This is a genomic window from Trinickia dinghuensis (assembly GCF_003367175.1).
In the GTDB taxonomy this organism is placed as follows: Bacteria; Pseudomonadota; Gammaproteobacteria; order Burkholderiales; family Burkholderiaceae; genus Trinickia; species Trinickia dinghuensis.
Genome location: NZ_QRGA01000005.1, coordinates 163,495 through 185,397, shown reverse-complemented (window position 1 = coordinate 185,397; position 21,903 = coordinate 163,495). Strand labels below are relative to the sequence as shown.

The window sequence follows — 21,903 nt, the reverse complement described above, 5'->3', positions numbered from 1 at the left end:
AACAACATCAAGTTGTCCTGAAGCAACCGGCAGTTTTGTAGGAATGGCCTATCTTCTACCGGGTAGACCGACCCAACCCCTCGTTGATTCACTCTCATTGATAGGAGCTACATCATGTCGATCGAAAAAGTTCTCTACCGTGCTCACGCTCGCGCAACCGGCGGCCGCGACGGCCGCGCCGTCGTGCCCGACAGCGGCTTGGATCTGCGTTTGACGACGCCGCGCGAACTCGGCGGCGCCGGCGGCGAAGGCGCGAACCCCGAGCAGTTGTTCGCGGCCGGCTACAGCGCCTGCTTCATCGGCGCGATGAAGTTCGTGGCCGCGCGCGACAAGATCGCGCTGCCGCAGGACGTGTCGATCGACGGCAGCGTCGGCATCGGCGCGATTCCGAACGGCTTCGGCATCGAAGTCGAACTGAAGATTTCGCTGCCGGGCATGGATCGCGCCGCGGCTGAAGCCCTCATCGAAAAGGCGCACCACGTTTGCCCGTATTCGAACGCGACGCGCGGCAACATCGACGTGACACTCACGCTCGCTTGATGTTGATTTAATGCTTGTTTAGCGCGTTGGCCGATGCACGTCAGGTGCATCGGCCAATACTTATTTGTGACGCACGCATCATGAAAAAAACCCAGGTCGACATGGCCTGGGCAAACACCACCGGGAAACCCAGCGGCTCGGAGAAGGTGGGCGCGCGTTCGCCCCGCTACGACGCTGCGATGAAGCCGCTACGACGATTGGGCGATGCTCGCGAGAGACATCGCCCAATGGCCTAGCTGCTTAGCGATCGATGCTTAGTAGCTGTTGTGTTGATAGAGCGGCGGCGAATAGCTGCTGACCGCACCGCCCGTCGAGCTACGGCCCGATTCCGTCGAACCGGAGACGCTCGGCCCATAGCCGCTCGTATCCGCTTGCGCTACACCCTCTTGCGCGCTGACGCGTTGTTCGGCGGCTTGGATGTTTTCCGGGTAGTGGATCCAGTCGTGCGGGTTGTAGCCCGCTTGTTCGACGCGCGCCAGATCGGCGCGCACTTGCGCACGCGTCACGGGCTGATTCGATTGAGCGAACGAGGAAGCGACCGGGGCGATAAGGGCAACGGCAACGGCGATTTGCTTGATGAGCGAGTTCATGATGACGACCTCCGACTACTGTTATAAAGGGCTGCGAACACGGTTGTGTGCAGCAGGTGAAGGCAGTGTAGGCTTAGGGCTTTCCCGGATAAATACGCAAATCCGGAATTCATTGGTGCGGCTGGGATAACAATCGGCGGCCGCCGGCGGAACGGGTCGCGCACGCTGCGGCGCGGCTTAGCCGAAAGTCGGACAATCAATCGCGTTGCTAAAAAAATCGATACGGAGGGAGGTCGCTTATGGACCGCTTCTTTGCAATGAAGGTGTTCACGCGCGTGGTCGAGTCGCACAGCTTCGTCAAAGCGGCTGAATCGCTGCAATTGGCCGCGCCGCAGGTTTCGCGCACGGTGCAAGCGCTCGAAGCGCATTTGGGCGCGCGTTTGCTCAATCGCACGACCCGCAGCATCAGCGTCACGGACGACGGCGAGGCCTACTACCAGCGCAGCATGCGCGTGCTGGCCGAGGTCGACGAAATGGAAGCCGAACTCACGCACGCGAAGCTGAGCCCGAAGGGGCGGCTGAAGGTCAATCTGCCCGCGCTCGTCGCCAAGCTGATCGTCGTCCCCGCGCTTCCCGAATTCTTCGAACGCTATCCCGACATCGAGATCGAGATGGGCCTGAGCGACCGCCAAGTCGACATCGTCGAAGAAGGCGTCGACTGCGTGATTCGCACGGGAGAACTCGAGGATTCGGGGCTCGTCGCGCGCCGCATCGGCAATATGCGGCGTATTACCTGCGCGTCGCCCGCGTACCTCGAGAAGTACGGCGAGCCGAAGACGATCGCGGATTTGCACGATCACGTCGGCGTCAATTACGTCTCGAGCAATACGGGGCGTCTGCGCGGTTGGGACTATGTCGTGAACGGCGTCGTGGAGACGGTCGATATGCCCGGTCTCATTGCCGTGAACGACGTCGACGTCTACATTTCGTGCGGCCTCCACGGCCTCGGCCTGCTCAAGAGCGCGATCTTCCCCCTCGCCCACTACCTCGAAAACGGCGAACTTGTCGAAGTCCTGAAAGACTACTGCTCGCCGCCGCGGGCGATTTCGATCATGTACGCGCGCAACCGCCACTTGCCGCGCAAGGTCCGCGTGTTCGCCGATTGGATCGCGGAAGTGTTCGCGCGCGTGCCGCTGATGCAAACGACGAGCAACCCGGCGGCCAGCGCCGGTGCGGGTCCGGGCGCGAAAGCGGCTTAAATCTTGCAGCCGGACGGTCCGCCGCCTAATGTTCCTATAGCAAGGAGAAGGCACTAGGCGGGGAAAGATCGTATGCGCTGCGCACATTGCGGATTCGAGAATCCCGCGGGAGCGAGGTTCTGCGAAACGTGCCGCGCGATCTTGTCGCGCGCATGTCCGCGCTGCGGCCATGAAGCCGGGCCTTCGGCCAAATTCTGCAGCGAGTGCGGCGCGCCGCTGAACGGCGCGTCCTCCGCATCCCCCACCCCTGCCCGCTTCGTTTCGCCACCGCCCGCGGCACCCGTCCACTACACGCCGCACCATCTTGCCGAACGCATCCGAGCGGAACAAGCGGCGATGGAAGCGCGCGGCGAGATCGCCGGCGAACGCAAGACCGTGACCGCGATCTTCGCCGATATGGCAGGGTCGACCGCTCTCGTGCACGACCTCGATCCGGAGGAGGCGCACCGGCTGATCGAACCCGTCGTCGCGCTGATGATGGAGGCCGTCCACTACTACGAAGGCTACATCGCTAAATCGCTCGGCGACGGCATCCTCGCGTTGTTCGGCGCCCCCATCGCCCACGAGGACCATCCGCAGCGTGCGCTGTATGCGGCGCTGCGCATGCAGGAAGCCATGCGCCGGCACGGCGACCGCATTCGTCTGGAAAAAGGCATTCCGCTGCAGATTCGCGTCGGTGTCCACACGGGCGAAGTGGTCGTGCATTCGATTCGAACCGACGACTTGCATACGGATTACGATCCGGTTGGCCATACGATACACATCGCTTCCCGCATGGAGGGCATCGCCACGCCCTCCTCGATCCTCGTGAGCGAGTCCACCCACAAGCTCGCCGAGGGGTATTTCGAGTTCAAGGCGCTGGGGGCCACGCAGCTCAAAGGCATTCCCACTCCGCTGTCGGTGTACGAGGTGCTCGGCCTCGGCGCGCTGCGCACGCGCTTGCAGCTCGCGGCCCATCGCGGGCTCGCGCGGTTCGTGGGCCGTCAAGCCGAACTCGCCCGGCTGCACGCGGCGCTGGAGCAAGCCAAGGCCGGACATGGACAGATCGTCGCCGCGGTGGGCGAAGCCGGCGTCGGCAAATCGCGGCTGTTCTATGAATTCAAGGAACGCTCGCGGCGCGGCTGCCTCGTGTTGGAGACGTTCTCGGTCTCTCACGGAAAGGCATTCGCCAACTTGCCGCTGATGGAGCTTCTGAGAAACTACTTTCAGATCACGGCGCAGGACGACGAGCGCAGGTGCCGGGAAAAGGTCCTGGGCAAGATGCTGACGCTCGAGCGGCAGTTCGAAAGCGCGGTGCCGTACCTCCTGTGTCTGCTCGGCATCGGCGAACCCGATGCGACGTTGACGGAAATGGATCCCGGGATTCGGCGGGACCGGGCCTTCGACGCGATCACTCGGCTGTTCGCGCGCGAAAGCCGCAATCAGCCGGTGGAGCTGCTGTTCGAGGATCTGCAATGGCTGGATCGAGAGACCGAAGCTTTCCTCGCGCATCTAGTCGAGCATGTGCCGCAGACGCGGATCCTGCTCCTATTGAACTACCGGCCCGAATACCGGCCTAGCTGGCAACATGCAGGCGAATGCACGCGGCTGAGGCTCGAATCGCTGACGGACGCCGAGGCGCAAGGGCTGCTCACGGCGCTGCTCGGAGACGACGTTGACCTAGCACCGCTGAAGCAGCTCATCCTCGAGAAAACCGAAGGCAATCCGTTCTTCACGGAGGAAGTGGTTCAGACGCTGGTCGAAGAAAAATCGCTCGTCGGCGAGCCGGGGCATTACCGGATCGAGCAGACCCCGTCCACGCTGCATATTCCGACGACCGTGCAAGGCGTCCTCGCTTCGCGGATCGACCGGCTCCGTGTCGCCGAGAAGGAGCTGCTGCAAACCTTGGCGGTGATCGGCAAGGAGTTCCCGTTCAGCTTGGTCCAACGCATTTGCGGAGGCCGCGGCGGCTTGGCCGACGACGAACTGCGCCAGCTTCTCTCCAACCTCGAAGCCGCGGAGTTCATCTACGAGCGGCCCTCGTTCCCGGAGGTCGAGTACTCGTTCAAGCACGCATTGACGCAGGAGGTGGCCGGGCACTCGCTGTTGACGGAGCGGCGCAGCGCCTTGCATGAACTCGCGGCGCAGGCCCTCGAGGCGCTGTTCCCCACGCGCATCGCCGACAATTGCAGCGAACTCGCGCATCACTACAGCCTGAGCGGCAACATCCCGAAGGCCGTGGAGTATCTGCATCGCGCCGCGCAGCAGGCGATTCGCCATGCTGCCCATCCCGACGCGATGCATCACCTCGGCGCGGCGTTGCAGCTACTCGAGCGCCTGCCGGACACGCCCGCGCGCAAACAACAGGAACTAACGCTGCTGCTCGCCCTCGGTCCGACCTTGATGGACGTGCGAGGCTACGGCACGCCGGAGGTCGCGGCCACCTATGCGCGCGCGCTGTCCTTATGCGAAGAGACCGGCGATGCCCAGCAACGCTTCGCGGTGCACTTGGGACTGAGGATTCACTATATGTCGCGCGCGCAGCACGTCAATGCGCGCGAACAGAGCGAGCGGATGCTTCGCATGGCCCTCGATGCGAACGACCCCAGCCTGCTTGTCGAAGCACACGGCGCACTTGGCGTATGCGGGTTCCTTCAAGGCGAATTTGGCGACGCCCGCGCACATGGGGAACAGGCGCTGGCCCTCTACGATCCTGAGCAGCATCAAGCGCACGTCTTCACGCACGGTGTGGATCCCGGTATCCGGGCGTTGAACTTCCTCGTCTTGACGTTATGGATCCAGGGCTATCCTGATCAGGCCCTTGCGCGCAGCAAGGAAGCGGTCGCGCTCGCTCGCAAGCACGCCTACGCCCCAACCTTGGTATTCACGCTCGCTTACGCGGCCGAGTTGCGTCAGCTGCGACGCGAGCCATTGCTCGCCCGCGAGTATGCCGACGCCGTCGTCGCGACCGCGGTCGAACACGGCTTTCCGTTCTGGATCGCCTGGGGCACGCTCTTTCAAGGGTGGGCGCGCAGCGAATGCGAAAGCGTCCAAGAGGGGATCGCGCAGATGCGCCGGGGCTTGGCCGCCGACGAAGCTGTCGGCAGCGCGGACCAGCGCTCGTACTTTCTCGCGCTCCTTGCGGACGGCCTGCGGCGCGCGGGCGACATCGAGGCCAGCCGGAACATGCTCGAGCAAGCGTTGGCGCTCACGGAAAAAACCGGCGAGCGCTGCTATGAGGCTGAACTGCATCGGCTCAAGGGCGCGCTGCTCGTCGATGCACGGGGCTCGTCGATGCGCCGAATGCCGGCTCGCATACGCGGGAAAGCGGTGCCCAAGCCGAGGCCTGCTTGCGCGAGGCGATCTCGGTCGCGCGGCGCCAGGGCGCGAAATCACTCGAACTCCGAGCCGTGTCGACTCTGGCGCGTCTATGGCAGCGCGAGGGGAAGATCGACAAAGCCCGGCGAGCGTTGTTCGAGATTTACGGCTGGTTCACCGAAGGCTTCGACACGGCCGACTTGCGCGACGCCAAAGCGCTGCTCGATGAACTGGCCTAGCGCACGGCCCTCGCCGATAGGCGACCGAGCAGACCGAGGAGACGAAAGAATGCCGACCAAGAATACGAACCGCCGCAACGATGAAAACCCCAAGCGGATCGCGTTGGCGTTGCAAGGCGGCGGCATGCACGGCGCATTCACGTGGGGCGTGCTCGACCGGCTGCTCGAAGACGGCCGGCTCGAGATCGAGGGCGTCAGCGCAACGAGCGCCGGCGCGATGAACGCCGCGGTGCTCGCCCATGGGCTGCTCAAGGACGGCGCGGACGGTGCACGCCAAGCGCTGCACGATTTCTGGCAGGCGGTGTCGCGTTCGGCGGACCGCTACAACCCGCTGCGCTGGGCCCCCTGGCTGAAAGGGACGCACAGCTTCGGCCTCGATCATTCGCCGCTGTATGCGTTCGCCGACATGATGCTGCGCGTGTTTTCGCCTTATCAATTCAATCCGAGCAACGTGAATCCGCTGCGCGAAGTGCTCGAAAGTCAGGTCGATTTCACGCTGTTGCGAAAGCAGTGCCCCATCCAACTCTATCTATGCGCGACCAACGTGGAGACGGGAAAGATACGGATCTTCACCGGCGAGGACGTCAGCGCCGATGCCGTGCTGGCATCCGCCTGCGTGCCGACGCTGTTCCAGGCCGTGACGGTCGACGGCGCGCAATACTGGGACGGCGGCTATATGGGCAATCCGGCCATCTATCCGCTGATTTACCACTGCGAAACGCGCGACGTCGTGATCGTCCACATCAATCCGCTGGTTCGCCGAGGCGTGCCGATTACGACTGCCGAGATCCTCAACCGCATCAACGAAATCAGCTTCAACTCGTCGCTGATGCGTGAGATGCGTGCCGTCGCCTTCGTCACCGGTCTCATTCAGCAAGGCAAGATCGATCGCGGCGAGATGAAGGAAATGCTGATTCACTCGATCCGCGCGGACGAGGCCATGTGCGCGCTCAGCGTGGCCAGCAAATACAACGCGGATTGGGCGTTCCTCAGCGAACTGTTCGAACGGGGACGACACGAGGCCGAGGCGTGGCTGATGCAGCACTACAGCAATATCGGCCAGCGCTCGAGCATCGACATCCGTCAGGAGTTTCTTTGAGCTTGACCTCCATCCGCCGTACCTAAAGGCGGAGGATTCCCGGTGGACTGAAGTCCTGGGCTTCTCGGAGCAAAGTTTGATGAACCAGACGCAAGAGCACTTCACCGCGTTGTGGTTGCGCTGCGGCGGCCTGCATGCCGGGGACGTCTATGCCGAGCTTGCGCGCTGTTACGCCGAGCCTACGCGGCATTACCACACGCTGCGTCACATCCGCCGCTGTTTGCGCACGCTCGATCGCGTGCGGAGTTCGGTCCCTCATCCCGATGAAGTCGAATTGGCGCTGTGGTGCCACGACGTGATTTACGTTCCAGGCGCGCCCGATAACGAGCAGCGTAGCGCGGAATGGTTCCGGCGATGGGCGAACGAGCGCATCGCGGCGAGCGAGCGCATTTGCGATTCGATCCTGGCCACCAAGCACGCGCAGGCGCCGCTAGGAGCGGACGAGCGCTTTGCCGCCGACATCGACCTCGCAATGCTGGGCAGCCGGCGCAGTTGCTTTCGCGAGGACGGCGAACGCCTGCGGGCCGAACGGCCCGACCTCGACGACCGAACCTACGATCTGCACGAACGGGCGATGCTGGAAAAACTGCTCGCCCGTCCGCGCATCTACCACACCGAGGTTTTTCATACGCGCTGCGAAGCGCGTGCGCGAAGCAATCTGGCCTGGCGGCTCGGCTTGCCGACCGTCGGCTAGCCCGCGGCCTGCGCCCCGCCTCGCTCGCTGCAGGCGATCACGTCTACTCGCTCACTTCAACTCGATCAGCAGATCCTTCGCCGCGACTCTATCGCCCGGCTGAACATGCACCGCCGCGATCTCGCAATCGCGCTCGGCCGCGATGTGCGTCTCCATCTTCATCGCCTCCAACGCAATGAGCGTGCTGCCCGCCGCGACCCGCTGTCCCGGCTGCACGGCCACGGTGACGACCGAGCCCGGCATCGGCGACGCGATGTGCAGCGGATTACCCGGCTCCGCTTGCGAACGGCCTCGGCGAACCTGACCTGTCTGTACCGTGCTGCGACGCTCGACGAGCGCGCTGCGCGACTGTCCGTTCAACTCGAACAGCACCTTGATCATGCCGTCGTCGGTATCCGCGTGCTGCCCCTGCAGCGAGATGAGCAGCGTCTTGCCCGGCGAGATGTCGACCGCGACTTCTTCCTGCGGCTGCGGCCCGTAGAGGAAGGCCGGCGTTGGCAGCACCGACGTATCGCTGTAGGTGCGCACGTGGGCGTGGTATTCGCCGGTCTGCTTCGGATACATCAAGTACGAAGCGAGTTGCCGATCGTCGAGCGGCTGCCGGCATAGCGCTTCGCCTTGCGCGCGCGCCGCTTCGAGATCGACGTCGGGGATCCGATCGCCGGGCCGGTACGGTTCCGGCGGCTCGCTCCTGAGCACCTTTCTCGAAAGTTCGGCCGGAAAACCGTCGGGCGGGAAACCCAGTTCGCCCTTGAACAGCGACACAACCGACTCCGGAAAAGCGATGTCCTTGGCGGGATCGCGGACGTCGCCGACGCTGAGGTCGTTCGCCACCATCATCAGGGCCATGTCGCCGACGACTTTCGACGTGGGGGTGACCTTGACGATATCGCCGAAGAGTTGATTGACTTGGGCGTAGGCGCGCGAAACCTCGGTCCAGCGATGATCGATGCCGAGCGAGCGGGCCTGCTCGCGCAGGTTCGTGTATTGGCCGCCGGGCATCTCATGGCGGTAGACGTCGGCCGTGCCGGCCCGGATGTCCGATTCGAACGGCGCGTAGTATCGGCGCACGCCCTCCCAGTAGGTCGACGCCGCGTGCAAGTCGTCCTGATCGACGCCCGGGTCGCGCTCGCCGCCGGCCAGCGCAGCTGCAATACTCGACAGATTCGGCTGCGACGTGAGGCCGCTCATCGCATCGAGCGCGCCGTCGATCGCGTCGCACCCCGCGGCGGCAGCCGCCAGCGATGAAGCCGCCGAAATCCCGCTCGTATCGTGCGTATGAAAATGCACGGGCAAGCCCGTTTCTTCCTTCAATACCCTGACCAGCGTGGCGGCGGCCTGCGGACGGCAGATGCCGGCCATGTCCTTGATGCCGAGGATGTGCACGCCCGCGCGCTGCAGCTCGTTCGCGATGCCGACGTAGTACTTGAGGTCGTATTTCGAGCGCGACGGATCGAGCAGATCGCCGGTGTAGCAGATCGCCCCTTCGCACAGCATGCCGTTATCGCGCACCGCATCGATCGCGACCCGCATGTTGCGCACCCAGTTCAGCGAATCGAACACGCGGAACAGATCCACGCCGGTGCTCGCGGCCTGCTTGACGAAGAAGCGCACGACGTTGTCGGCGTAGTTCGTATAGCCGACCGCGTTCGAGCCGCGCAGCAGCATTTGGAACAGGATGTTGGGGATGCGTTCGCGCAGTTGCGCGAGCCGCTCCCACGGATCTTCCTTCAGGAAGCGCAGCGCGACGTCGAAGGTCGCGCCGCCCCAGCACTCGAGCGAAAACAGCTGCGACAGGCGACGCGCGTAGAACGGCGCAATCGGCAGCATATCGGCCGTGCGCATGCGCGTGGCGAACAGCGACTGATGGGCATCGCGCAGCGTCGTGTCGGTGAGCAGCACCTGCTTCCGGTCGAGCATCCACTGCGCGAATTTCTCGGGGCCCAGCTCGCGAAGCCGATCGCGCGTGCCCGGCGGGATCGCGGCGGCCGTGTCGATCTTCGGCAACACGGGCCTGCCCAAAGGCAGCTTGGGCACGGTCCGGCCGGTCATCTCGGCGCTGCCGTTCACGCTCAGCTCGCCAAGATACCGAAGCAGCTTCGTGGCACGGTCGCGGCGCTTCGTGAATTCGAGCAACGACGGCGTGAGATCGATGAATCGCGTCGTCACGTCCCCGGCAATGAAGGCCGGATGATTGATTACGTTTTCGAGGAACTGCAGATTGCACGTCACGCCGCGGATGCGGAATTCGCGCAGCGCGCGATCCATCCGATGAATCGACTCGGCGGCCGTCGGCGCCCATGCCGTCACCTTGACGAGCAGCGAATCGTAGTAAGGCGTGATGACCGCACCGCCGTACGCGGTGCCGCCGTCCAAGCGGACACCGAACCCCGCTGGGCTGCGGTAGGCCGTCAATTGACCGTAGTCGGGCAGAAAGTCGTTCTCGGGATCTTCGGTCGTGATCCGGCATTGCAGCGCGTGACCGTTCAACCGGATGTCTTCTTGCCGCGGTACGCCCGCGGCTCGACCGCCCGCCGGCGCATCGGCGCCGATCGGGTCCTCCGTCGCGCCGATCCGGCCGCCTTCCGTGATGCGGATCTGCGCCTTGACGATATCGATCCCCGTGACCATTTCGGTGACGGTGTGCTCGACCTGGATGCGCGGGTTCACTTCGATGAAGTAGAAACGCCCGGACGGAGCATCCATCAGAAACTCGACCGTACCGGCGTGCGTGTAGCCGACGGCGCGCATCAGGCGCAATGCCGATTCGCACAATTCGGCCCGTGTCGCGTCGTCCAGATAAGGTGCGGGCGCGCGCTCGACGACTTTCTGATTGCGCCGCTGCACGGTGCAATCGCGTTCGTACAAATGCACGACCGTGCCGTGCGTGTCGCCGAGCACTTGCACCTCGACGTGGCGAGCCTGACGCACGAGTTTCTCGACATAGACCTCGTCGTTGCCGAACGCGGCGGCCGCTTCGCGGCGCGCGGCCGCGAGCGACGCTTCGAGATCGCGCTCGCTTTCCAGCACGCGCATCCCTCGTCCGCCGCCGCCCCAGCTCGCCTTCAGCATCAACGGGTAGCCGACGCCTTCGGCGAGACGCTTGCAGGCCTCGAGATCGTGCGGCAGCGGATCGGTCGCGGGCATGACCGGCACGCCCGCCGCGATCGCCGCATTGCGCGCCGCGACTTTGTTGCCGAGCGTGCGCATCACCTCGGGCGACGGGCCGATCCAGCGGATGCCGGCATCGATCACCGCCTGCGCGAAATCCGGATTCTCCGAAAGGAAACCGTAACCCGGGTGAATCGCATCGACCTTCGCCTGCCGCGCGATCCGCAGGATGTCGTCGATATCGAGGTAGGCCGCGAGCGGCTTCTTACCCTCTCCCACCAAGTAGCTCTCGTCGGCTTTGAAACGGTGAAGCGCGAGGCGGTCTTCCTTCGAATAGATGGCCACCGTGCGGATGTCCATTTCGGCAGCCGCACGCATCACACGAATCGCGATTTCAGAGCGGTTGGCAATCAGGAGGGATTTGATCGTCATGTCGTCCTTTACTTACGGGAAGCTATCAAGCGCGCGCAACCGCCGCTTTCGATCGCGTCCTGAAGACGGCGAACAGCGGCGCCTTCGCGCTGCCGGGCGCGCGGCCGAAGCTTTCGGTCACGCGGTCGAGAATGATGGCGAGCAGCACCACCGACAGGCCGCTCTCGAAGCCCAGGCCGATGTCGAGCCGCTGAATACTGGCCAGCACATCGTTGCCCAAGCCGCCCGCGCCCACCATCGACGCGATGATCACCATCGATAAAGCCATCATGATGGTCTGGTTCACGCCCTGCATGATAGACGGCAGCGCGTTCGGAAACTGCACTTTATAGAGCAACTGCCAAGGTGTGCAACCGAAAGCCTGCCCTGCCTCGACGATTTCCAGGTTCACCTGCCGAATGCCGAGGCTCGTCAGACGTACCGCCGGCGGCATCGCGAAGATGACGGTCGACAGGATCCCTGGCACGCGGCCGAGGCCGAACAGCATCGCCGCCGGAATCAAGTAGACGAATGCGGGCATCGTCTGCATCAGATCGAGAATCGGGCGCACGATCGCCGTGACGGTCTTGCTCTTGGCCGCCCAGATGCCGAGCGGAATGCCGAATACCAGGCTGATGATCGTCGACGACAATGTGAGGCCGAGCGTGACCACCGTTTGATTCCAGAAGCCGGTCGCGAAGATGAGGAACAGCGAGGCGGTCGTGAACAGCCCGAAACGCCAGCCGACGCGCCATAAGCCGATGCCGATGAAGATCGCCATCATGAGCCACATCGGGACCGCCTGCAGACCATGCTCGACGAGGCCCGCAAGACCGTCGATCGCACGGCCGACCGTATCGAACGCGTTCGAATCGTGGTCGAGCAAGTAGTGAACGGATTGATCGACCCAGCTACCGAGTGGAATGAGTTCAGACATGGGAACCTCGCGAGCGCGTAATGGCTTTCAGAAGCGCGGCACGATCGACCGAGCCGCAGTAGCAGCCGTCGCTATCGACGACGGGGAGCGCGTGAGCGCTGGCGGACACGCGCTCGACCACGTGGTCGAGCGTCGCGTCGCACGAAATGCTTTCGACGGGACGCACGCTCGGGGCACCGCCATCCGCCTCGCCCCGCGTGACGAAACCGCGGATTTTGCGCTGGGCGTCGAGCACGAACGCGTATTGCGCCGTGCCGTTCAGCTTCGATGCGACGCTCGCGCCATCGAGCTTCGAGATGGTCGGCACGGCATCCTTCTGCGCCAGATCGCGCGCGGTCAGGTAACGGCTCGTATCGACGCCCTGGAAGAACGCGCGCACGTAGTCGTCGGCGGGATTCGCGATGATCTGATGCGGCGTGCCCACCTGCACGAGGCGGCCGCCTTCCATGATCGCGATGCGGTTGCCGATCCGCAGCGCCTCTTCTAGATCGTGCGAGACGAACATGATCGTGCGCCGATGCTCGCGCTGCAGTTGCAGCAGCACGTCCTGCATCTCCTTGCGCTTGAGCGGATCGAGCGCGGAGAAGGCTTCGTCCATGATCATCAGCGAGGGATTGACGGTCAGCGCGCGCGCGAGCCCGACGCGCTGCTGCATCCCGCCGGAGAGTTCCCTCGGCAGCTTCTGCGCGAACGGTGCGAGCCCGACCTGATCGAGGATGGCCAGCGCGCGCCGCTCGCGCTCCTTGCGTCCCACGCCCGCCACCTCGAGGCCGAACGCGGCGTTCGAGAGCACCGTGCGCTGCGGCATCAGCGCAAACGACTGGAACACCATGCTCATGTCCTTGCGGCGCAACTCGATGAGTTCCGAGCGCCGGGCCGAGGCGACATCGCGGCCGCCGATCAGCACCGTGCCCGCCGAGGGCTCGACGAGGCGGTTGACGAGCCGGATCAGCGTCGATTTGCCCGAACCGGACAAGCCCATCAGCACGAAAATTTCGCCCTCCTGAACCTCGAGCGACACGTCGTGCACGCCGACGACTTGCCCGGTGCGTTTGAGCACTTCATCTTTCGTCGACCCGGCGGCAAGCATGTCGAGCGCCTGCTGGGGATTGCTTCCAAAGACCTTGGTGAGGCCCTTGACGACGACCTTGGGGGTTTGCATCGAATCCGTCTCCTCATGTAACCGACATTTCAGTCATTCGCTGTCATTCGCTATTGGCAACATGTTTGCCCAGATAAACAATGGCTTATCGATCAATTGCGACCGGTGCTTGCGGTATTGCGACACGGCGCCTGCTTAAAAACAATGGGGCTTGCCTCACGGCGACACGGCGCGTGACGGCTCGGGGCGGTATCGCGCCCCTGTGTCGTTTATGACCGGGTTCCGGGCGCATGAGGGATGACTCGATCTCGCACGCCTCTCTACAATCGATCGAACCATTTCATCTCGTGTCGTGCGGCGGGCCCTTGCGTCGCTTGCCTCGCTCGACACTCCGGCGCACCCGCGAACACATCTGCGCCACCACGCCCGATCACCTGCGCACGCGAGTGCTTTCGCACTCGCGTGCTTGGCAACGCCATTTCAGGAGTGTGTCCATTGAGCCGTCCGCATAAGCGCACCGCGCGCCCTCGATCCCCGAACTCGCGCTCCACGTTGACTTTGTCCGACGTCACGGTCGTCGACAACGCCCTGCTCAAGCGCGCCGTCGGCGCGATGGCGCTCGGCAACGCGATGGAATGGTTCGACTTCGGCGTCTACAGCTACATCGCGGTTACGCTCGGCAAGGTATTTTTCCCATCGAGCAGCCCGTCCGCGCAACTGATCGCAACGTTCGGCACGTTCGCCGCGGCCTTCCTCGTGCGCCCGATCGGCGGCATGGTGTTCGGCCCGCTCGGCGACAGGATCGGGCGGCAGCGCGTGCTCGCGATGACGATGATCCTCATGGCGATCGGCACGTTTTCCATCGGCCTGATCCCGAGCTATGAATCGATCGGCGTGTTTGCGCCCGTTCTGCTGCTGGTTGCCCGCCTCGTTCAAGGCTTTTCGACGGGTGGCGAATACGGCGGCGCGGCAACGTTCATCGCCGAATTCTCGACCGATCGCCGCCGCGGCTTCGCGGGCAGCTTTCTCGAGTTCGGCACGTTGGTGGGGTATATCCTCGGCGCGGGCACGGTGGCGTGGCTCACCGCGACGCTCTCGCAGCAGGCGCTGCTCTCATGGGGATGGCGCGTACCGTTCTTCATCGCGGGGCCGCTCGGTCTGCTCGGCCTCTACATCCGGCTCAAGCTCGAAGAGACGCCCGCCTTCAAGAAGGAAGCGCAGGCGCGTGAACACGACGAACGCTCACGGCCCAAGCAGACGCTCTTCGAACTGCTCAAGCAACAAGGCAAACCGCTGATGCAATGCGTGGGCCTCGTGCTGATCTTCAACGTCACCGACTACATGGCGCTGTCGTATTTGCCCAGCTATCTGTCGGCGACGCTGCGCTTCGACGAATCGAAGGGCCTTTTCATCGTCCTCGTCGTGATGGTGCTGATGATGCCGATGACGCTCTATGCGGGCCACCTCTCCGACAAGATCGGGCGCAGGCCCGTGATGCTGTTCGGTTGTTTGGGCCTGCTGCTGTTGTCGATTCCGGCGCTGCTGCTGATCCGCACCGGCACGATGCTGTCCGTGTTCGGCGGTATGCTGATGCTCGGCATCCTGCTTTCGACGTTCACGGGCGTAATGCCGTCGTCGCTGCCCGCGTTGTTCCCTACGAGGATCCGCTACGGCGCGCTTGCCATCGGGTTCAACGTATCGGTGTCGCTGTTCGGCGGAACCACGCCACTCGTTGCGGCATGGCTGGTCGACCGCACCGGCAACTTGATGATGCCGGCCTACTACCTGATGGGCGCGTCGGTCATCGGCATCGTGTCGGTGGTGGCGTTGAAGGAAACGGCTCGCCGGCCGCTGCTCGGATCGGGACCGTGTGTAGGCAGTCGTGAGGAAGCGCTTCGGCTCGTGCATGGGCATGGGACGCCCGAACATGAGCGCGGCGTCGAACTGAAAGAGTGGACGGCGGTTCGCGAGCGGGCTTAGGAAACTGCCCCTCTCCTATAATGGCTCTGCCGCGAGGTGCGGCCACGCCTATCGGCAAGATCCGAAGGCGGCGTATCTCGCACGAAACGATCGCCATATTGGAGTGGGTGTTTGTCAGCGCTGCAGCAAGGTTTCATCTTGACCCGCCATTGGCGGGATACGCCCTCCGGCACGGAGGTGACGTTTTGGTTGGCGACCGACGACGGGCCACGCCATATCCGCTTGCGCCAGCAGGAATCCGTTGCGTTCATCCCCGCTGGACAGCGAGAGCACGCCGAGTCGGTCTTGCAACGCGAATCGCAGAGTACTCGAGCCGAGTTGCGCCGGCTCGATCTGTGCGACTTTCACCACCGGCCGGTGCTCGGACTCTACAGCTCGCAATACCGGCTTCTGACCCGCGTCGAGAAGAAACTCAAACAGATCGGCGTGGACGTCTACGAAGCGGACGTGTTCCCTCCCGACCGATACATGATGGAGCGCTTCATCACGGCACCCGTCGTGTTCAAAGGCGAGCCTACCGACGGCGGTCTGCTGGCCGATGCCGACATGAAGCCCGATGAAGGCTATCGGCCGCACTTGCGAATCGTGTCGCTGGATATCGAAACGAGCGCCGACGGCGAGCTTTATTCCATTGCCCTCGAAGGTTGCGGCCAGCGTCAGGTCTACATGCTCGGGCCCGCCAACGGCGACGCCGGCACGATCGATTTCGATCTCGAATATTGCGAGAGCCGTTCACTGATGATCGAGCGGCTCAACGACTGGATGGCGAGACACGATCCCGATGCCATCATCGGCTGGAATCTGGTGCAGTTCGACCTGCGGATCCTGCGTCAACATGCGGAACAATATCGGGTGCCGCTGCGTCTCGGGCGCGACGGCAGTGTGATGGAATGGCGCGAACACGGACTGACGCAAGGCCACTTCTTCGCCGGTGCCGCCGGCCGGCTGATCATCGACGGCATCGAGGCCCTGAGATCGGCGACCTGGAGCTTCCCGTCGTTCAGCCTCGAATATGTCTCCCAAAAGCTCCTCGGCGAAGGCAAGGCCATCGACAACGCGTACCAGCGCATGGACGAAATCCAGCGCCGCTTCGACGAAGACAAACCGGCACTCGCACGCTACAACCTCAAGGACTGCGAACTCGTGACGCGCGTCTTCGAGAAAACTGAGCTGCTGGCGTTTTTGCTCGAACGCGCGACGGTGACCGGTCTGCCCGCCGACCGTAGCGGCGGATCGGTGGCTGCCTTCACCCACCGCTATATGCCGCTCATGCATCGGCTGGGGTATGTCGCGCCGAATCTGGGCGATGTCATGGGTGCGCCGAGTCCGGGAGGCTTCGTGATGGACTCGAGGCCGGGACTCTACGATTCCGTGCTTGTGTTGGATTACAAGAGCTTGTACCCGTCGATCATCCGCACGTTTCTGATCGACCCGGTCGGTCTCGTCGAAGGGTCTCGCAATGCGGCCGATGCCAACTCGGTGCCGGGATTTCTCGGCGCGAGGTTCTCGCGTACACGGCACGGCCTGCCCGCCATCGTTGCGCAGATATGGGAGGCACGCGAAGCGGCCAAGCGAGACCATGACAAGCCGCTATCCCAAGCGCTGAAGATCATCATGAACTCGTTCTATGGCGTGCTCGGATCGACAGGATGCCGATTCTTCGATCCGCGTCTTGCTTCGTCGATCACGATGCGCGGACACGAAATCATGCATAGGACGCGCGAGCTGATCGAAGCACAGGGATACGAGGTCATATACGGCGATACTGACTCCACGTTCGTCTGGCTTCACCGCGCGCACACGGAAGAAGACGCCGCAAAGATCGGCCGAGAGCTTGTCGAGCATATCAACCGGTGGTGGAAGCAAAACCTGCTGGAGCGTTTCGGTCTCGACAGTGCGCTGGAATTGCAGTTCGAGAAGCACTATCGCCGCTTCTTCATGCCCACGGTTCGCGGCACGGAAGAAGGCAGTAAAAAGCGTTATGCGGGGCTCACGGTCAGCGCCCAAGGCGATGAGGAAGTCGTCTACAAGGGGCTGGAGACCGTGCGCACGGATTGGACGCCGCTGGCCCAGCAGTTTCAGCAGGAACTCTATCTGCGGGTGTTCAAGGAGCTGCCCTATCAGGACTACGTGCGCAACTATGTGCGCCGCACGCTGAACGGCGAGTTCGACGATTTGCTCGTCTATCGAAAGCGGCTGCGCCGGCCCCTGGCGGCTTACGAGCGCAACGTGCCCCCGCATGTTCGCGCAGCGCGGATGGCCGACGAGTTCAATCGGCGGCAAGGACGGCCTTTGCAGTACCAAACCGGGGGTTGGGTCAGCTACGTCATGACCAGCGCCGGGCCGGAGCCCCTCGAAAACCGGCGATCGGAGATCGACTACCGGCACTACCTCACCAATCAGCTTCAGCCTGTTGCGGATGCCATCCTTCCGCTACTGCACGACGATTTCGAAACACTGACGAGCGGTCAGCAGAGGCTTTTCTGATGCTTGGTCGTTAAAGATAACGCCGTTTCCGCCGAGCACGGGATCGTCCGCGCGCCGACGCCGCGTAAAGCTGTTTTCATCGCTCGCCGATCAATCGATAGCCGCTGCACAAGCGTCCGTCGGTGCCGCCGCCACATGCCCCACCAGCGGCACAATCTTCAGCCCCGCGGACGCCACCCGGCACGGCGCCGCAGCTAAACCGCAGCCGCCGAGCGCGATGGACAGGACGGCGAACCCGGCATAAACAAAAGATCTCAACACAACCTCCAAATCGGCTCAACCGGCAAGAAGCGGGCTGCATCGGGCTCGGCCGGCCGATCGCATTCTACCGTCGCGCTCGGACTTGCGGGTTAGGCGCGCTCAGCGCCTCATCCAACAGTTCGATCCAGTGTCGAACGGGAGTTCGCCCTGCGCTCCCGAGATGCGTCTGGCAGCCAATGTTCGCCGTCGCGATCGTTTCCGGATTTCCACTTTCCAGCGCATCGAGTTTTCGATCGCGCAACGCAGTGGAAAGCTCCGGTTGTGTAATCGAATAAGTTCCGGCGGAGCCGCAGCACAGATGTCCCTCCGGGACGGCGGTCAATTCAAAGCCCAGGCGCGTTAGCACGCTTTCGACAGCCCCGCCGAGCTTCTGAGCATGCTGCAACGTGCAAGGGCTATGAAACGCGAGCCGCTTGCCCAGACGGATGTTGAGATTCGTCAACGGCTCGTCGCGAAGGACTTCCACCAGATCCCTCGCCAACGCGCTCACTCGATTTGCCTTTGCGGCATAGGCCGGGTCATCGCGCAGCAGGTAGCCGTATTCCTTGACGAACGCGCCGCAGCCGCTGGCCGTTTGCACAATGGCCTCCGCCCCCTGTTCGACTGCCGGCCACCATGCATCGATGTTCCTTCTCGCCCGCGCGAGCCCGGCGTCCTGCGCGTTCATGTGAAAGTCCACCGCACCACAGCAGCCGGCATTCGGTGCATCGACGACGCTAATTCCAAGGCGATCGAGCACGCGTGACGTCGCCGCATTGGTATTGGGCGACAGCGCCGGCTGAACGCAGCCTTCCAAGATGAGCATCCTGCGGGCGTGACGCTGTGGGGGCCGCTGCCCCGCTTTTGACCCGCGCGTCGGCATCTTCCTCGAAAGCACCTTCGGCAGTACGGGGCGGGCAACATTTCCAACCGCCAGGAGCGTGTTGAAGAGATTCCGATTGGGAATCACGGCACGCAAGACGCTGCGCTGCATGCGCTCGCCAAACGAACGCGGCACGCGTTCCTCGATCGTCGCTCGGCCGATATCCAACAGCTTGTGATACTGAACCCCCGAAGGACAAGTCGATTCGCAACTTCGGCAAGTCAGGCAGCGATCGAGATGATCGCGCGTGCTTGCGCTCACGGCATCGCCCTCGAACATCTGCTTCATCAGATAGATTCGCCCGCGCGGGCCATCGAGTTCGCCTCCCGTCAACTGGTAAGTCGGGCAAGTGGCCGTGCAAAATCCGCAGTGCACGCACGAGCGCAGGACGGCCTCCACTTCCTTTCCGGCGGAGGTGTCGCGGATCCAATCCGCAAGATGCGTTTCCATTACAACTCCTCGTACATGCGGCCGCGGTTGAAAACGCCGGCTGGATCGAAAGATCGTTTGAGCGCGCGATGAATGCTCATCATCGGCTTGGTCAAGGGCGTGAAGACGTCGCGGGCGACGTGTCCTCGAGGCGCACGGAACAACGTCGCGTGGCCGCCCGCGATCGAAGCGAGTTCGCGGATGCGAGGAAGGTGAGCCACATCGACTCGGTGCCAGCGCTGGGCCCCGCCCCACTCGATCAATTGACGATCGGAAATCGTGATGGGCTCCGCCGTCGCCGGCAGCGAAAGTCGAACGAGCGCCTCGTTGCCCTCCTCGAAGAACGGATGCGACTGGTCGCGGACACTCGCCCACAATCGAACTGCATGAGCCTTGTCGAGGGTCTGCCCGCCAAGCTTGCGGCAGGCGGCATCGACGGCAGGATCGGCGCCCGAAAGCCGAACACACAACGCTCCGTCAACCCAAAGGCTTGCCGAGACCGGGAGCGCTTGTCCTGCCCAAACACTCAAGCGTTCAAGCGCTGCTCGCTCCGAGAGTTCAAACTGAAGCGTCGTTTCCATGCTCGGCTTCGGCAGAACCTTGAGCGAGACCTCGGTCACGATGCCGAGGCAGCCAAGACTCCCTGTGAGCAGTCGCGAGACGTCGTAACCCGCCACGTTCTTCATCACCCGGCCGCCAAAACACAGCAGATCGGCGTTGCCGTTCAGTACTTGTGCCCCTAAGACAAAGTCGCGTACCGATCCCGCACTCATCCGCCGCGGTCCTGACAGCCCACTGGCAATTACGCCGCCGATTGTCGGGGTACCTCCAAAACGAGGCGGCTCGAAAGCCAGCATCTGACCGTGGGTATCGAGAGCCGCATCAATTTCGGAAAGCGGCGTGCCACAGCGCGCGGTAATCACCAGTTCGGTCGGCTCATATTCAACGATGCCGTGATGGCGGCGGGCGTCCAGAAGTATCTCCCCGCGCATGGGGAGCCCGTAGAAGGACTTCGTTCCCGCGCCCGCGATCACCACGGATTGCCGGCCCGTCGCGGCCTCCCGGATGACTTCTTGCCAGTGTTGCAGAACGACGGAGACCGGTTTTCGCGATCGGACTGTTTGAATGTCAAGGCTCATGCTGCCGCCTCGGAAGTGTGCCCACTGCATCGATGGCGATGACCCGTGCCGGTTTGTTTGTATTCACGGCAGCGTGCGGTCGTTGGAATCACCTTGCCGGGATTGAGCAGCCCCAAGGGATCGAAGGCCTGCTTGACGGCCGAAAACATCTCCAACTCTTCCGCCGTGAACTGAACCTGCATCTGAGCAAGCTTCTCTATTCCCACCCCGTGCTCACCCGTGATCGTCCCACCCAACGCAACCGACAGTTCCAAGATCTCGGCGCCGAAGGCGAGCGCACGTGCCGTCTCGTCGTGGTCGTTGGCATCGAACATGATCAGCGGGTGCAGATTGCCGTCGCCCGCATGAAATACGTTCGCGCAACGCAAGCCGTACTTGCGTTCCATGTCCACGATGGCCGAGAGCATCTCGCCCAACTTCTTACGCGGAATCGTGCCGTCCATACAGAGATAATCCGGTGTGATTCGTCCAACGGCCGGGAATGCGGCTTTCCTGCCTGCCCAGAAGCGCAGCCGCTCCGACTCATCCTGCGATGTTCGTATCTGTCTGACGCCGGAGCGCTCGAGCACCTGCGTGACCTGAGCGATCTCGTGAGCGACTTCTTCGACGGTACCGTCCGATTCGCAGAGCAAAATCGCGGCGGCCTCGGTGTCGTAACCCGCGCATGCGAAAGGTTCGACAGCGGCAACGGCCTGCTTGTCCATCATTTCAAGGCCGGCTGGAATGATTCCGGCCGCGATGATCGCCGCAACGGCGTCCGCGGCGGATGTCACGGAATCGAACGACGCCATGACCACCTGCGCGGCCTCCGGCTTCGGCGTCAGCCGGACGACGATTTCGGTGATGACCGCGAGCATGCCCTCCGAGCCGTTGATGACCGCAAGGAGATCCAAGCCCGGCGCATCGGGTGAAGCGCCGCCGAACGTCAGCTCGTCGACGCCCTCCTCCGACAGCACGAGTGCACGCACGGCCAGAACGTTGTGGACCGTCAGTCCGTACTTGAGGCAGTGCACGCCGCCGGAATTCTCGGCAACATTGCCGCCCAACGTACAGGCGATCTGCGAGGACGGATCGGGCGCGTAGTACAGGCCGTACGGCGCTACCGCCTCGGATAGCGCAAGGTTTCGGACGCCTGGTTGGACGCGCGCAGTCCGTGCCTTCGGATCGACGTCGAGAATCTTCATGAACCGAGCCAGCGAGACCACGACGCCTTCGGCATGCGGCATCGCCCCGCCCGAAAGGCCGGTACCGGCGCCGCGGGCTACGACCGGGACTCGAAACTTCAGACAAGTTTCAAGCACGACTCTCAGTTCAGTCTCGGTACGCGGCAGCAATACGGCGCGGGGCAACTGGCGATAGGCAGAGAGACCGTCGCACTCATAAGGTTTGACGTCCTCGGTTCTATCGAGAATGGTCAGATCAGGCAGCACCGCCGCCAGTTCGGACATCAGGGCGGTGCTGCTGCCCGAACAACGCGAAGCCCCTTCGCCCGAATCGTCGCAGTGGACGTTCATCGTTCTCGTCTC

The 21,903-nt window shown here is 63.3% G+C and carries 13 protein-coding genes and 2 pseudogenes; 7 read left to right on the top strand and 8 right to left on the bottom strand.

Features of this window, described 5'->3' with window-relative positions:
* Positions 1-114 precede the first annotated feature (114 nt).
* The gene (locus tag DWV00_RS09115; protein WP_115533245.1) at positions 115-540 is read left to right on the top strand and encodes an organic hydroperoxide resistance protein; all 426 of its coding nucleotides are present in this window, start codon (positions 115-117) and stop codon (positions 538-540) included.
* Positions 541-794: 254 nt separating this feature from the next.
* Here DWV00_RS09115 and DWV00_RS09110 read toward each other — a convergent pair whose 3' ends face one another.
* On the bottom strand, positions 795-1,130 hold the full coding sequence (locus DWV00_RS09110; protein ID WP_115533244.1) for a DUF4148 domain-containing protein: 336 nt from the start codon (positions 1,128-1,130) through the stop codon (positions 795-797).
* Positions 1,131-1,369: 239 nt separating this feature from the next.
* Here DWV00_RS09110 and DWV00_RS09105 point away from each other — a divergent pair, with 239 nt between their 5' ends.
* The 4 genes and pseudogenes from DWV00_RS09105 to DWV00_RS09090 all read left to right on the top strand — a co-directional run bounded on the left by DWV00_RS09105 (position 1,370) and on the right by DWV00_RS09090 (position 7,658).
* On the top strand, positions 1,370-2,329 hold the full coding sequence (locus tag DWV00_RS09105; protein WP_115533243.1) for a LysR family transcriptional regulator: 960 nt from the start codon (positions 1,370-1,372) through the stop codon (positions 2,327-2,329).
* 72 nt (positions 2,330-2,401) lie between these two features.
* Positions 2,402-5,865: pseudogene (locus tag DWV00_RS09100) on the top strand (adenylate/guanylate cyclase domain-containing protein).
* Between the two features lie 49 nt (positions 5,866-5,914).
* Complete coding sequence (locus tag DWV00_RS09095) at positions 5,915-6,964, top strand: patatin-like phospholipase family protein (RefSeq protein WP_115533242.1); 1,050 nt, start codon at positions 5,915-5,917, stop codon at positions 6,962-6,964.
* 79 nt (positions 6,965-7,043) lie between these two features.
* The gene (locus DWV00_RS09090; protein ID WP_115533241.1) at positions 7,044-7,658 is read left to right on the top strand and encodes an HD domain-containing protein; all 615 of its coding nucleotides are present in this window, start codon (positions 7,044-7,046) and stop codon (positions 7,656-7,658) included.
* 51 nt (positions 7,659-7,709) lie between these two features.
* Here the strand turns inward: DWV00_RS09090 and DWV00_RS09085 are convergent, their stop codons facing one another.
* The 3 genes and pseudogenes from DWV00_RS09085 to DWV00_RS09075 all read right to left on the bottom strand — a co-directional run.
* On the bottom strand, positions 7,710-11,201 hold the full coding sequence (locus DWV00_RS09085; RefSeq protein ID WP_115533240.1) for a pyruvate carboxylase: 3,492 nt from the start codon (positions 11,199-11,201) through the stop codon (positions 7,710-7,712).
* A 25-nt stretch (positions 11,202-11,226) separates the two neighbouring features.
* Entirely contained in the window at positions 11,227-12,117 is an 891-nt protein-coding gene (gene choW, locus DWV00_RS09080; protein ID WP_115533239.1) for a choline ABC transporter permease subunit, read from the bottom strand.
* Positions 12,110-13,282, bottom strand: a pseudogene (locus DWV00_RS09075) (quaternary amine ABC transporter ATP-binding protein); the annotation flags it as partial. The gene choW and the pseudogene DWV00_RS09075, both read right to left, overlap by 8 nt.
* Positions 13,283-13,714: 432 nt before the next feature.
* On the opposite strand from DWV00_RS09075, the gene proP reads away from it, so the two are divergent.
* Positions 13,715-15,199, top strand: a complete 1,485-nt coding sequence (gene proP, locus DWV00_RS09070) for a glycine betaine/L-proline transporter ProP (RefSeq protein ID WP_220274675.1) — start codon at positions 13,715-13,717, stop codon at positions 15,197-15,199.
* Between the two features lie 111 nt (positions 15,200-15,310).
* On the top strand, positions 15,311-17,686 hold the full coding sequence (locus DWV00_RS09065) for a DNA polymerase II (RefSeq protein WP_115533236.1): 2,376 nt from the start codon (positions 15,311-15,313) through the stop codon (positions 17,684-17,686).
* A gap of 90 nt (positions 17,687-17,776) precedes the next feature.
* Here DWV00_RS09065 and DWV00_RS34950 read toward each other — a convergent pair whose 3' ends face one another.
* The 4 genes from DWV00_RS34950 to DWV00_RS09045 all read right to left on the bottom strand — a co-directional run bounded on the left by DWV00_RS34950 (position 17,777) and on the right by DWV00_RS09045 (position 21,891).
* Positions 17,777-17,944 carry a DUF6726 family protein gene (locus tag DWV00_RS34950; protein ID WP_342766968.1) on the bottom strand — a complete coding sequence of 56 codons (168 nt, stop codon included), beginning with the start codon at positions 17,942-17,944 and terminating at the stop codon, positions 17,777-17,779.
* Between the two features lie 67 nt (positions 17,945-18,011).
* The gene (gene glcF, locus DWV00_RS09055; protein ID WP_115533234.1) at positions 18,012-19,259 is read right to left on the bottom strand and encodes a glycolate oxidase subunit GlcF; all 1,248 of its coding nucleotides are present in this window, start codon (positions 19,257-19,259) and stop codon (positions 18,012-18,014) included.
* Positions 19,259-20,377, bottom strand: a complete 1,119-nt coding sequence (gene glcE, locus DWV00_RS09050) for a glycolate oxidase subunit GlcE (RefSeq protein ID WP_115533233.1) — start codon at positions 20,375-20,377, stop codon at positions 19,259-19,261. Before glcE ends, glcF begins: the two co-directional genes overlap by 1 nt.
* Positions 20,374-21,891, bottom strand: coding sequence for an FAD-linked oxidase C-terminal domain-containing protein (locus DWV00_RS09045; RefSeq protein WP_115533232.1), 1,518 nt, complete (start codon positions 21,889-21,891; stop codon positions 20,374-20,376). The genes glcE and DWV00_RS09045 overlap by 4 nt, the downstream gene beginning before the upstream one ends.
* Between the last annotated feature and the right edge of the window lie 12 nt (positions 21,892-21,903).